The sequence below is a fragment of the Yeosuana aromativorans genome (genome assembly GCF_014646655.1).
GTDB classification, from domain to species: Bacteria; Bacteroidota; Bacteroidia; order Flavobacteriales; family Flavobacteriaceae; genus Yeosuana; species Yeosuana aromativorans.
The window spans coordinates 147,045-161,038 of the sequence record NZ_BMNR01000003.1 but is presented as its reverse complement, the minus strand read 5'-3'; the positions used below and the strand labels follow the sequence as shown (position 1 = coordinate 161,038).

Here is a 13,994-nt window from a genome sequence, read left to right as displayed (position 1 = left end):
ATATTGGTTTTGGCCGCTTCAAGATCAATACTGTCACTTTTTACTTTTAACCGTGCTTGCAATAATTTATTTTGGGTTTGTTGCAACTTTAATCGTTTTTCATTTAGTGCCAAAATCTGTCTGTTCAACGCTTCTACTTTGCCTTGGTAAGAGTTTAAAGAAGACGATTTTGCCTCAATTTGATCATTTGTCCGTTCTACTAACTTGTCATCAAAATAATCGCTTTTTACTTCAGATATTCTTAATATGGTATCGCCTTTTTTCACATAATCTCCTTCTTGCACAAACCATTCTTCAATACGGCCAGGAATTTGTGATTGAATATGTTGGGGCCGTTGATTGGGCTTTAAGGTAGTCACTTGTCCTTGACTGGTTATGTTTTGTGTCCATGGCAAAAACAAGGCTATCAATAAAATAATGGCAGCAGCTAATAAAAAACGGTTAAAGTATTTGTAATAGCTTTTGTCCAGGATTCTTTTGCCCGATTTATAAACGCTTAGGTCTATGTGTTTATTTAACAATTGGTTATGGGATATATTCAGCATAACTTAAAAGTTTAATGATTTGATTTGTCCCTCATGAAGCGTCAAAAATTCTGTGCATTTATTTTTCCAGGCTTCATTACTGCCAGCTACAATTAACGCCCAGGGTCTGTCTTTGTGTGTTAGGTAATTTATGATTGAGTTCTTCTCTTCTTGATTGAACCTTAACAGGGCATCTTCAAAAATTAAAACTTTAGGTTGTTTTAAAATAGCTCTAGCCAAAACAATTTTTTTGGAAACGGTATATGATATTTGCTTCCCATCAGGGTAGAGTATGGTTTCCAGTCCGTCAGGTTGTTCTTTAACAAAGGACATAAGACCAACAACTTGAAGAACTTTAAAAATAGCCTCATCTGTTATTTCTGTGTTTCCAAAAGTCAGGTTTTCTCTTATGGTGCCTTCAAAAGGAGTTTCCTCTGTTAGTGATAAACCCAATAATGAGCGATAATAATTGGGGTTTATACTTTTTAATGATTGATTGTTGATATAAATATTTCCAGATGTAGGTTCGATAACAGCGGAAATCAAGCGTAACAATGAGGATTTTCCCGAACCGTTTTCTCCTTGAACCAGTATTCTGCTTTTGGAATTTATGCTAAACGAAATATTTGTTAAAATGGGCTTTTCACGATTTGGAACACTATAATGCACGTTCTCTAATTCTATGTTAATATCATCTAAAATTTTAGGTTTATTTCCTTTTTGCTTTTCTAAATCCTTATCAACTATTTGTCCAAGTTTTTCAATAGAAGTCAGTACATCGTAGAAGGGTTCCAGTCCTAGAATAAGCTTTTCAACCGAAGCAATTACAAGTAGAATAATAATTTCGGCAGCGACGAATTGCCCAATGTTCATTTCTTGGTTTAATACCAGTGCGCCACCTATAAGCAATAAACTAGCGGTTACAATTACTTTAAAGCTAATCATCTGAATAAATTGTAGCATGAGTATTTTAAAATGACTTTCCCTTGCTGTTATGTACTCATTCACAAGAGCGTCATTCTTATTAATTGCTAAACTGGTGTTTCCAGAAAGTTTAAAGCTTACCATAGCTCTGGCTATTTCTTGAATCCAGTGCGCTACTTTGTATTTATGTTTAGATTCTTCCAGGCTTGTCTCCAATCCTTTTTCTGCGGTGTACTTAAACACGATTACTATGAACACCAATAACAAGATTCCAAAACTGATGAAAAACGGATGGTAAAATGACAATAAAATAAGAGCAAATAAAATCTGTATGACGGCTGTTGGCACATCTATCAGAATTTTTGATAGTCCTTTTTGAATGGTCAGTGTGTCAAAAAAACGGTTTGCTAATTCAGGCGGATAATAATTGCTCAAGGCGGACATCTTTATTTTTGGAAACCGATAACTGAGTTCAAAAGAGGATCTTAAAAAAATACGTTGTTGAATGGTTTCAATAATGCGCAATTGCATGAGCTGTAATGCTCCAGAAAAAGCTACACCAAGCGTTACCAAAATAACCAAAACAATCCATGATGTTGATATTTCAGCACCTTGAATAAGATTTATGATAGCCTGAATGCCCAAAGGGAGTGACAAGGCTACAATACCTGAAAATATGGCGTAATAAAAAACTTGAAAAATCTCTCTTTTTTCTAATTGAAGCAATCCTATAAAACGTTTCCAAGGAGACATGGTAAGTTTATCCATAATGGGTTATTTAAGGGTTTTTAAAACCAACTCTTTTAAAAACACAGTTGGTGTAAGTTCGTTGTTGCAATCTGTTAAGGAAATAAAATGATCTTTGATAAAATGCTGATGCAAAGCGGTTTCAATGATAGTACTTGCCAAACTTGAAGGGAATTTATAGTTTGGGTTAACAGCGGCTATCATATCCCTTAAACGATGTGACACACGTTTGTAAACACTAAAAAATCCTTCCTTGTTTTCATTGTCCACTTCTTTGGTTAGAAATGATTTGGAATTTTCATTAATGATAATTCTGTTTAAAATGATTTCATTAATATGGGAATATTTTGAATCTAACTCAATATTGCGGGATACAACCTCAATGGCTTTCTCTAATTTTTCGTCAGATTTTAAAGTATGCGTTTCTATGACCAATTGATATTCAATCCATGCCCAGTACCATGATGATAAATAAAGCAAGAGTTTGTGTTTGCTTTCAAAGTATCTGTATATAGAGCTTTCGTTTGAGCCAATTTTTTCACCTAGTTTTTTAAATGTAAAACTATCAAAACCTATTTCATCTATTAACAGGATACTATGCTCTACTATGCGTTTGCCTAATGCTGAGGATTCAGGATCTTTAACATAGATGTTTTCTGGGACCGATATTTTAATATTTGAAAGTAATGATTCCATATATAATTAAATTTATCGCAAATATAATAGTAAAACTATTAAAAAAGAAAAGAAAACTATTATTTTTTGCAATTTATTAACATGGCCAAGTTTAAGTGGTCGTGTTTCTAAATTGTTAATTCAATTAAAAATGGATATAAATTTTATTTCTTTGAGATGGTTTTGAAGCCCCTTGTTTTTTATGAGTGCTATAATCTAATAGATTAATCCTATCAAAAGGGGGTTTTTAGAAGTTATTATAAATAACTATTTGTGAAGTGTTTTTTTATTGTAGATTTTAAATCATTGAAATCTTTTGATTTATCAAAAAAGGCAGTTGCTCCCTTTCTTAAACATAGTTTTTTCAGTTCTGAGTTTATTGAAAAGACATAAACCAATACATTTAAGCCATCTTCTTGTAACTTATCTAAAACAGCTATTCCATTGCCGTCTGGCAAACTTAAATCCAATACAATGATTTTAAAGGCGCAGGATTCCAATAAATCAAATGACTCTTTTAAGGACCTTGCTAGTTTTATTTCTTTTGGATCAATAAAATGTTGAAAATCATTGGTTATTTTTTCTCCAATAACAGCATCGTCCTCTACAACCATTATACTGAATGATTTTTTTTGCTTTTTTGGTAATGTAATAAATGACATGATTTATATTTTATATGAGTTTTTTCCTTAATTTTTAATACATGCCATTATTGTTTTAATGAGTGTATTTGTATCTGTTGGTTTATTTAAAAACCCATTGAATCCATACTTTAAATAATTGTTCTTGCATTCGTCATGTACAAATGCTGAATGTGCTAAAATTGGAATTTTTTCACATGTTTCCCTGATGGTTTTTGAAGCTTCTAAGCCATCCATTTCAGGCATGTTAATATCCATAATGATCAAATCAATCAATTTGTTTGATTCAAATTGTTTTATGGCTTCATTGCCGTTTATAGCATGCACTATATTGCAACCTTCTGCCTTAAGTTTGGTTTCTAATAGCATATAGGTTATAAGGTCATCTTCAGCAATTAATATGGTTTTACCAATTAAAGATTTATTAGGAACTTCAAGTTTGCCGGTTTTGGTTAGTTGACTTTCATTTTTATATGGAATTGAAAAATAAAATCGGGTACCTTTTCCCGGTAAACTTTCAACTTTTAAATCACCACCCAAATTATTTACCAGTTTTTTTGATATGGTTAACCCAAGCCCAATGCCATTTATGGTTTGCTTTAAGGTGTATTCTGTTTGAGTGAAAGGTTCAAATATGGTGTCAATATATTTGTCTGGAATACCTTCTCCATTGTCTTCCACAGAGAAAAGTATATGGCCATTGTTATTTTGAACTATTAATTTTAAAACTTTTTGGATATTGAACTTGAAAACATTATCCAGTAAACTTTTTAAAACACGCATTAGCATGTCTTTGTCTGTTTTAATCATTATGTTTTCTAAATCGGGATCGATTTCAAAGCAAAACGAATTATTATTGGCTTGATAGGTTTGCTTCATTTCTTCAATTAACTTTTCTAAGTTAATTTTCAATGAAAAACAATCTGATTTTAATTTTGCCTGCCCAGAATTTAATTTTGAAACTTCTAATATGTCTTCAACGGTATTCAATAATTTATTGCTATTGTCGCGAATGATATTAAAATAGTCTGCTCGTTCTTTTGGAGTTAAGTTTGAAAAATCATGTTCCAAGATATCCAAAAAGCCCAAAATGCCATTAAGTGGTGTTCGTATCTGGTGGCTTATATTATTTAAAAATGCCGATTTTAACTTTTCTGACTCTTGTGCTTTTTCTCTTGAAATGAGTAAATCACTTTCTAGTTTTTTTCTTAGTGTAATATCACGAACACTGCTGAAATAATGATCTTCGCCGTTTAAATTTAAGTAGCTTGACGCTATTTCAACGGTTTTAATTTTACCTTTTTTGGTCACGTGATTGGTTTCAAACAATAAATTTCCTTTTTTCTTTACTGCTTCCATTAAATCACAAACTTTTGAAATGCTTTGTGTTTTTTTTATATCAAAAACATTCATAGAAAGTAATTCTTCTTTAGAATATCCCAGGTGTTTTAAAGCCTTTTTGTTGACTTTTATAAAATCACCCTTTTTATTTAGAAGATAAAGGGCTTCACCAAAGTTTTCAAACAGAAATTCAAATTTTTCGGTTTCCTTTAAAGCCTTTTTTTCAGCTATTGACTTTTCCTTTATTATTACATCTTGAAATTTTTTAAGCTTTTCCTCTTCAGTTATGTCAATAATAAAAATCAAAGTGTATTCTTTGTTGTTTAGGGCTAATTTGTGGGCAATTTTGTTGACAATAGCTAAAGTGCCATCTTTTTTAACAAATCCTGTTTTGATTTTGTCTGATAAATTTTCACCTGGTATTGCTAAACAAGAGCAGGAAATACTGTTACAAAAAGAACTTTTGCATGTTTCACCTTTTAAATTTGAAAACCCGCCTAAGTTTAACAATTGTTGATTGGCGAAAACAATATCTTGGTTGCTGTCAACCATTGCTAATGGCACAGGTATTTTGTTGAGTATTTTAAAAAGTTCCTTTTTGGTAAAGCTGTTAGGTATAAAATCTAAGATTCTTAATTTCCTTTGAAATTCCGTCATTATAAGTAGGTTCAATTACCCTACAAATATTCATTTTTAAACAAGACGAATCAATAAGCAAATTTGTTATATTACAGTAAAAGTTTGCTTACCAGTAGAGATAGGAAATTTATGAGCTGAATTTTAACGGTCTAATGAAATAATGCCATTTTTAACGGCATATTTTGTTAAATCCTGAAGCGTGAATAAATCTAGCTTTTGCATGATGTTTTTTCTATGTACATCAACCGTTTTGGAACTTAAAAAGAGTAATTCGCCTATTTCTTTTGATGAATTGCCTTCGGCTATGAGCTGGAGCACTTCTCTTTCTCTTTCAGAGAGTTGATTTGAATTATCATCAGAACTGATTTCTGCTATACTTTCTATAAGGATATTGGAGATTTTTTGGGAAATGTATTTTTCATTACGTGTTACGGCCAATATGGCTGTGATGAGTTCTTCAGAACTTGAATCTTTAAGCAAGTAGCCATAAGCACCGGCCTTAAACATGCCAATAACAAATTGTTTTTCTGAATGCATGGATAATGCAATTACTTTTATATTGGGGTCTATGTTGATTATTTGTTTAGTAGCCTCAATGCCATTTAAACCACTCATGGCAACATCCATTATAACAACATCTGGTTTGAGTTTTTCACATAATTTTATGGCCTCTCTGCCATCATTAGCCTCACTGATGATTCTTAAAGTTTTGTTTTTTTCAATTAAACTTTTAAGACCATCTCTAACTATTTTATGGTCATCTACCAATAAAATCGATTTTTCCATAAATAATTATTTTATTAAGCTATTATAAAGGTATGAAAATTTGTTTTAGAATCTTTGTTTGATGACAGTAATAGCATTCATGTTTCTGTTTAAATTTTTAATCTGTTCATCAACAGAAAAAAAAACCAAATCCACTATTTAGGATTTGGTCTTTTACTAAAATTTTAATGTAGAACCCAATTCATTATCACATATGAAAATTTTCAATTCTGATCTATATTTAAACTTGCCCTTGCATATTTTATTGTATTGGTTGTTGTCTCTTGGATATATTGGTGGCTTAAAACGGGATAAATGCTCGCATGAATTTATTATGATTTGTATTATTTTTAATTTAACTTACAATCTTAATATAGTCAGCTAATAATATTTTTCAGAGAAGTCTAGAGCCAAGTTGTTATTTGTCATTTTGTATAGGTCTAAACTATTATCAATTATAAACCGTACATGTAGTTAAAGAATTATTTATGAAGCGTATTAAAAACAGTAAGTACTTCGGTTCTCTGAAGATTTCATTGATCTATCTTTTAATTAGTTCTGTATATATTATTTTTTCTGACCGTATAGTTGTGCTCATTTTTGGTAATACACTTTCCGTTGAAATGCTAACCACCATAGAAATCTATAAAGGTTTGGGGTTTGTATTTGCAACATCTATTATTTTGTTTGTTTTAATTCAGCGCGAAACCAAAGCCAAAAGAAAGTCTATACATGAACTTGAGCTTCAAAAGGAGAATCTTTTGAATCTTACTGAAGAAAATGAAAAGGTAAAATCAAGATTACAGGACAGAAATGTTTACATAGAAACCATTTTAAAATATTTGCCAATAGGGCTTGCTGTTAATAAAATGGATGATGGCAATACAGTTTTCATGAATAAGAACTTCACTGATATTTATGGATGGCCAGAAAAGGACTTGGTAAATCTTGAAAGCTTTTTTGAAAGTGTATATCCTGATGAAGAATATCGAAACATGATAAGAGAAAGGGTTCTGGAAGATATTAATAGTGGTGATCCAAATAGAATGCGTTGGTACGGAATAGAAATTACAACGAGCAGTGGTGAAAAAAAGTTTATCAATGCACAAAATATTCCCGTGTTCGATCAAAATCTTATGATCTCCACGGTAATTGATATTACCGAGCAAAAAAATGCCAACCTAAAATTAAAGGAAAGCGAAGAAAAATATAAACTGTTGGCGGAAAACACAACTGATGTAATTTCACTTCTTGATACGGATGGAAGATTCCTTTATGTGAGTCCATCTGGAACAAATGCAAGCGGTTATGAGCCCAATGAAGTGCTTGGAAAAAAATCCCATATTTACTTTCATCCAGATGATGTTTCGCTTGTTACATCAGATACTTATTGGAATAAACTGAAAGCGGGATTATCAATTTTACTGATTTATAGATTTAAATCAAAAGATGGCAAATATAGATGGTTTGAATCGAATCGTCAACCAGTGCTTAATAACAAAAATGAATTAATAAAGATTGTATCTGTTTCGCGTGATATCACAGAACGTGTTGAACGTGAAAAAATAATTGATAATTATCAAAAATCATTAAAAAAACTAACAACAGAAATTTCATTGACCGAAGAAAAACAACGAAAGGAAATTGCTGCCAATATACACGACCATTTAAGTCAGTTATTGGTAATTTCAAAAATGAAATTAAATGATTTACACGATGAGATTGTCACAGAAAATGCTCAAAAAGAGTTTAAGTCTGTAATACAATATATTGAAGAAGCGTTAGATAATTCCAGAAAAATCACATATGATCTATGTCCGCCCGTATTGTATGAAATGGGTTTAATTGAAACCATGTATTGGCTAGCGGATAAAACACAACAAGAACATCATATAAAAACTTCGTTTATTACAGATTTAAATAAAATTAAACTTTCTGAATCAAAATTGATACTTGTCTTTAGGGTTATTCAGGAATTGGTGAACAACACTGTGAAGCATGCTCAGGCCAATAATTTGAAAATTGAAATGAAAGTTAATGATGAGTTACTTGAAATTAAGGTTTCCGATGATGGTAAAGGATTTAATAAAAATGAATTGCCAAAGGCAAAAGTAGGAGAAGGCGGGTTTGGTCTTTTTGCTGTGAAAGAACGCGTACAAAACCTGGATGGGAGAATTTCAATAAATTCGGAAAAAAATACAGGCACTACAATTAAAATTAGTGTGCCTTACATATAATTGCCAATGGGTTAAAATTCTTAGTAAATCTCAGTGAAAGCTTTTGTAATTCAAATGAATAAAAATAAAAGAATACCTAAAACTCAAGTAGTAAATTAAAAAAATAGTAATTTGTTATAATTTTATTCGTGTGACTAAAAAATATAGCATATATTTAAAAATCATAAAGTTTAACCAAAACCAATACTAAAACAAAACATATTATGGAAGGATATTGTGTAAAATGTAAAGACAAAAAAGAAATCAAAGATGCCGCTGAAGTTACTATGAAAAACGGCAGAAAAGCCATGAAAGGAAAATGCCCAACTTGTGGTACTGGCATGTTCAGAATTCTTGGAAAGGCATAAACTAATTTTTTGTTAGAATTGAATTAATAGCCTTTAGGCTTATTGATCATTAAATTTTATAAGCATCCCATTTTCAGTACTAGAAAATGGGATGCTTTTTTTGTTTTTGTTAAGTTGAAACTATATTGTTTCTAAAAATATTTTCATGGAATATTAGGGAATTACTTTTGTTCAAGTTAATTTATTAAGGTGTCATATTTTTGGATTTATTCCTTATCTTTATCGTGGGATTTTAGAAAACTTAGATTAATCTCATAAATCAACTTCAATTTTAAGAAATTCATTACAAAAATAAACAAAACAAACATTTTATCGATAAAATTTGTTTTTAATCGATTGTTTGTGTATGTTTGCTTTGCTATTTAAAAAAAATAACCTTTTAAAAAAGGTAATGTAAATTTTTTGTAATGAAAAGTCTCTCAAAGCATTACAAGCCAAATATTAGGTTTGTAGTTATCTTTTTGTTAATGTGTGCTATTAGTCATGCGCAAACTCCTGATTTTAAGGTCCAGCACATTCAAGATGATATAGGGAGAAACGGAGGAACCAATACAAGTTTTACTGCCGTCAGTTCCTTAAACAGTGCTGTTGAGTTGGCAAACAATAACCGCAAAACCCAAGCAGGATCACCTACCAATAACAACACTTATAATGGTGATGACTTGTCGGGGGCTAGGCAGTTAACCAGCACTAATACGCTGACCTATTACAGGGAATCAAATTCCAGTAACAGTGATATGCGTTTTAACACTTCAATTTGGGAATATATTGGTTCTCCGGGAGGTGGTAATGAAATGATTGTAAGAGGGCGGTATGTTGTTAACTTAAATGGCTCAAATAATAGTGTAACCCAAGCTTTATCCGGAATAACAAATGCCAATAAATGCATACCTTTTATTACTGGTATTTTAAACAATTCATCCCAAGCAGATGCCGATTCTGGAACTGCCATAACCTATCTGGAAGATGCTTCTACTTTACGAGTGCAGAAAGGTTCAAACGCCAATAATGTTAAGGTCTATATTACGCTGGTTGAATTTACTGGAGCAAATTGGACAGTTTTGCATGGCGATTCTGGAAACACAAGTTCAGATACAGGTACAATCACTTTAAGAGATGGATCTGACGGAACAGGTACGGCTACCGATGTGTCTTCATGGAATAATGCCATTATTTTCAGTCATTTTAGAGCCGATAATAATGAAAGTGGTAATAATGATGCTATTGCCGATTTATGGCCAGTAACACAACCGGGAAACAATAACCAAAGAGTCGATTGGACGTTTAACAGTAATCATGTTTCTAACGGAACCAATAGGCATTTTGTTCATGTTCTGGTTAATTCAGGTTTAAATGTAACACGCTTTCAAGATACTGATAATTCGGCAGGGGAATCAACAATCAATATCACATCGGCAGGGTTGTCAGATATCAACCAAGCTTTAATTGTAGGCACTTCAACATCTAGTGGTAGTGGAACTGCTTATGGTAGAGGATGGCGTAATTACTATTTAAAATCAACTACTCAGGCAGCACATTGGTGTCATAGAAATGGAAATTCGGTGTCCCATGAAATACAGATTATAGATTTAAGTGGTTTGCAAACCAGTTATGTTGGGCCTGAAATAAACGTTAAAGGCAACGGTACGGATATTCCAGATGGCAATACAGTAATTTCAGTATCTGATGACACAGATTTTGGTGGTGTAGAGGTTACGGGTACCAACTCTGTTTCCCATACATTTACTATTCAAAACTTGGGAAGTTCTGCCATAACGTTAACAGATCCAAGTCCATATATTACCATAACAGGATCAACGGATTTTTCATTAACAGCCAATCCCAGTCCCTCAATTTCTTCTGGAGGGAGTACAACATTCACCATTACTTATGATCCAACTACATCCGGAACCCATATTGCAACAGTATCTATTGCGAATAATGATTCTGATGAAAACCCATATACATTTTTAATTGAGGGAAGAGGTGAGTATTGTAGCTCAAATGGAAGTACCACCTATGATACCAGTGTTACCTATGTGTCCTTTAACACCATAAGCAATGCTGATAATGAAATACCTAAGGATAAACCCTATGAAGACTTTACCAATATATCGACTAATATTTATAAGGGAACAACACATGATCTAACGGTACATGTCAATACAGACGGTCCTTATGTTGTCTATACTAACGTATGGATAGATTGGAACCGGGATGGAGATTTTAATGATCCTGGAGAAGAATATGACATGGGTTGGGCGTACAACGTTGTAGATGGTGCTACCTCAAATTCTCCTATGTCTATTACAGTTCCAACTGGAGCAACAATAGGTACGTCAAGAATGCGAGTAACCACAAAATGGGCCAATTATCCTTCAAGTTGTGAATCTGGATTTGATGGTGAAGTTGAAGATTATTCGGTCAACATTATCGATTATTTAATTGATTTTGATGGGATTGATGAGCATGTTGATTTTGCAGATAATCACGATTTAACAAACTCCTTTTCTTTAGAGGCCTGGGTTTTTCAAGAAAACACAGTTGCTACAGGAACCATTATATCAAAAGGAAATATAGATGCAACCGATAAAACGGGATATCATTTAAGTTTAAAAAATAATTATCCTAATTTGATTTGGTATGATAATTCAAACAACGAGTTGTTGAACATGACTTCGCCGTATGCTATTCCAAATAACCAATGGCATCATATTGCAGTAACATATAATGGTTCAACTTCAAAAATGTACATTGATGGTATAGAGGTTGTCTCGGCATCTGCATCATCGCCGCCCACTAATACATCCAATATCTTCATTGTAGGCTCTGATATGTCAAATTACCTAACAACACCCTTAAACATTAACTTTTTTGATGGAGCCATTCAAGAAGTTCGTGTCTGGGATGTGGCATTGAGTGAGTCCCAAATTAGGGAGATGATGAACCAGCATATAGAACAAAACAGTACAAACGTAAAAGGGTCTGAAACAAAACTGGATATTTCTGGAGGTTTGTCATGGAGCAATCTGTTAGGCTATTATCAGTTGGATTCTAACACGGCATTTGATAGTTCTGGCTACGGTGTTGACGGCATACCCCAAAATATAGATTCCTCACAAATTGTAACGGCACCAATTCCTTATGAAACAGATGGTGACAATGCATGGGATACTGCTGCAACATGGTTAAATAATGGTGATTTGTACCTTCCAAATTCTGTTGGGATTGATGGTTCAACAACGATTGATTGGAATATTGTTCATTTAACCAATGACGTTACTTCTGGTAACAGGGACATTACAGTATCTGGTTTAATTTCTGAAGTAGGAACATTAACAATGGATGGCGTTACCAATATGGGTACTGGCACAGGTACCGGGCATAGCTTGACTATTAACAAGTATTTGGAATTGGACGGGGTTATAGACCTTGAGGGTGAATCTCAATTAATTCAGCCAGAGGGCAGTATTATTGATGCAGATAGTGGAGGTTATATAGAGAGAGATCAACAAGGTACAGCCAATTCATTTAATTATAATTATTGGTCATCATCTGTTGGTCCTATAGCGGGAAATTCAGCAACCAGAGGTTCTGGTATAGCAAAATCAAATTCCAATTACACTATCTTAGGTGTTTTAAATGATGGTTCAAATTCCGCATCATATCAAAGTCTTATATTTAATTCAGATCCCAATGGCGGTGGGTCTATTCCCCCACCGGGTTTGCCAAAAACCATTAGTTCGTATTGGTTGTATACCTTTTATGGTCCTTATGACGATTATTATGCTTGGAATAAAATAACCGAAAACTCATCATTGTTACCTGGTGAAGGTTTTACCATGAAAGGAACTTCGGGTTCGGTCCCTATTTCAACTCAACAAAACTATGTGTTCAAGGGATTGCCATACAATGGTGACATTACGCTACCATTGGATAAAACATCAGGTGAAGTTGAACGGCTTATAGGAAATCCGTATCCTTCAGCCATTGATGCCACGCAGTTTATACTGGATAATTTAAGTGTTGCTGATGGAGGAAATAACACCAATGGAACCATCATTAATGGCGCATTATATTTTTGGGATCACTTTGGTGAAACAAACACCCATTCAACGAGTGGTTACGTAGGTGGATATGCGGTAAGAAACTTAACTGGAGGTGCGGTAGCAATTTCAAATGATGCTCGCATTAATGCAAATGGTGCCAGTGGTTCAAAAGTGCCTGGTCAATATGTTGCAGTTAATCAAGGATTCTTTGTGTCTACCCATATTGAGGGATTTGATAATAATAATAGTTTGCCCATTTCAACTGTTGATGGAGGTAATATTGTTTTCAAAAACAGTCAACGCGTTTTTGAAACAGAAAACGGGTCATCCTCTTTATTTTTTAAAACGTCAAATACTAAGAACAACAGCAATACCAATAAAACAGCAAATGCAAATCCAATCATTAGATTGATGTATGATTCGCCCTTAGGATATCACAGACAATTGGTTTTAGGTGCCAATAAAAAAGCATCAAATAAGTTTGATATTGGTTATGATGCTTTTATGGTAGATGTCAATGAAGAAGATATGTATTGGGATATTGAAGGTGGAAAGTTTGTGATTCAAGGTGTTGGTGATTTTGATGATTCACAAGAATTTTCTCTTGGACTGATTGTTAAAAAAGCTGGCATTGCCCGTGTTAAAATAGATGGCATAGAAAATATGGATTCTGAAAAACCGCTTTATATCAAGGACACAGCAACCAATGAAACATTTCAAATTAATAATAATGTCTTTAGCATATATTTAGATGCTGGAACTTATAATGATAGGTTCAAGCTTGTTTTCAAATCTTCAGATAATAAATCGCTAAACAATAATGAACCAGATTTAGAAAAAGAACTGATCCTTTATTATGATTCCAATAGCTCAATTTTGAATATTACTGTAAAAGCTGAAGCACAAATTTTTGGAGGTGAAATATATAATCTAATGGGACAAAAAATAATTGATTTTAATGGGTTTATAAAACATACATCCATACCCGTGCATATTAGTACAGGAGCCTATATTGTGAAACTAAAAACAGATAAAGGAACAGTTAATAAAAAGATCATTGTGGAATAATTAAAGGGTTATTCCCAAAATTCAAAGGGTTATTGTG

At 32.9% G+C, this 13,994-nt stretch carries 8 protein-coding genes and 1 pseudogene; 3 read left to right on the top strand and 6 right to left on the bottom strand.

The window, feature by feature from the left end:
• The 6 genes and pseudogenes from IEW94_RS07585 to IEW94_RS07560 all read right to left on the bottom strand — a co-directional run.
• Positions 1 to 545: pseudogene (locus IEW94_RS07585) on the bottom strand (biotin attachment protein); the annotation flags it as partial.
• Positions 546 to 548: 3 nt separating this feature from the next.
• Entirely contained in the window at positions 549 to 2,216 is a 1,668-nt protein-coding gene (locus IEW94_RS07580) for a peptidase domain-containing ABC transporter (protein ID WP_188651649.1), read from the bottom strand.
• A 6-nt stretch (positions 2,217 to 2,222) separates the two neighbouring features.
• On the bottom strand, positions 2,223 to 2,891 hold the full coding sequence (locus tag IEW94_RS07575; protein WP_188651647.1) for a TetR/AcrR family transcriptional regulator: 669 nt from the start codon (positions 2,889 to 2,891) through the stop codon (positions 2,223 to 2,225).
• Positions 2,892 to 3,127: 236 nt separating this feature from the next.
• On the bottom strand, positions 3,128 to 3,532 hold the full coding sequence (locus tag IEW94_RS07570) for a response regulator (RefSeq protein ID WP_188651645.1): 405 nt from the start codon (positions 3,530 to 3,532) through the stop codon (positions 3,128 to 3,130).
• 27 nt (positions 3,533 to 3,559) lie between these two features.
• On the bottom strand, positions 3,560 to 5,509 hold the full coding sequence (locus IEW94_RS07565; RefSeq protein ID WP_188651643.1) for a hybrid sensor histidine kinase/response regulator: 1,950 nt from the start codon (positions 5,507 to 5,509) through the stop codon (positions 3,560 to 3,562).
• 123 nt (positions 5,510 to 5,632) lie between these two features.
• On the bottom strand, positions 5,633 to 6,277 hold the full coding sequence (locus tag IEW94_RS07560; protein WP_188651641.1) for a response regulator: 645 nt from the start codon (positions 6,275 to 6,277) through the stop codon (positions 5,633 to 5,635).
• A 467-nt stretch (positions 6,278 to 6,744) separates the two neighbouring features.
• Between IEW94_RS07560 and IEW94_RS07555 the strand changes: the two genes are divergently transcribed.
• From IEW94_RS07555 to IEW94_RS07545, 3 genes are all read left to right on the top strand, one after another.
• On the top strand, positions 6,745 to 8,493 hold the full coding sequence (locus IEW94_RS07555) for a sensor histidine kinase (protein WP_188651639.1): 1,749 nt from the start codon (positions 6,745 to 6,747) through the stop codon (positions 8,491 to 8,493).
• A gap of 203 nt (positions 8,494 to 8,696) precedes the next feature.
• A complete protein-coding gene (locus IEW94_RS07550; protein ID WP_188651637.1) occupies positions 8,697 to 8,840 on the top strand; it encodes a DUF5679 domain-containing protein in 144 nt (47 codons plus the stop codon).
• Between the two features lie 407 nt (positions 8,841 to 9,247).
• Entirely contained in the window at positions 9,248 to 13,957 is a 4,710-nt protein-coding gene (locus IEW94_RS07545) for a DUF8693 domain-containing protein (protein WP_188651635.1), read from the top strand.
• The last annotated feature ends 37 nt before the right edge of the window (positions 13,958 to 13,994 follow it).

What these genes read in the sequence shown, in the direction of transcription:
- IEW94_RS07570 (WP_188651645.1), bottom strand. Translation starts at nt 3,532, where the DNA reads ATGTCATTTATTACATTACCAAAAAAGCAAAAAAAATCATTCAGTATA.
- IEW94_RS07545 (WP_188651635.1), top strand. Translation starts at nt 9,248, where the DNA reads ATGAAAAGTCTCTCAAAGCATTACAAGCCAAATATTAGGTTTGTAGTT.
- IEW94_RS07575 (WP_188651647.1), bottom strand. Translation starts at nt 2,891, where the DNA reads ATGGAATCATTACTTTCAAATATTAAAATATCGGTCCCAGAAAACATC.
- IEW94_RS07555 (WP_188651639.1), top strand. Translation starts at nt 6,745, where the DNA reads ATGAAGCGTATTAAAAACAGTAAGTACTTCGGTTCTCTGAAGATTTCA.
- IEW94_RS07550 (WP_188651637.1), top strand. Translation starts at nt 8,697, where the DNA reads ATGGAAGGATATTGTGTAAAATGTAAAGACAAAAAAGAAATCAAAGAT.
- IEW94_RS07560 (WP_188651641.1), bottom strand. Translation starts at nt 6,277, where the DNA reads ATGGAAAAATCGATTTTATTGGTAGATGACCATAAAATAGTTAGAGAT.
- IEW94_RS07580 (WP_188651649.1), bottom strand. Translation starts at nt 2,216, where the DNA reads ATGGATAAACTTACCATGTCTCCTTGGAAACGTTTTATAGGATTGCTT.
- IEW94_RS07565 (WP_188651643.1), bottom strand. Translation starts at nt 5,509, where the DNA reads ATGACGGAATTTCAAAGGAAATTAAGAATCTTAGATTTTATACCTAAC.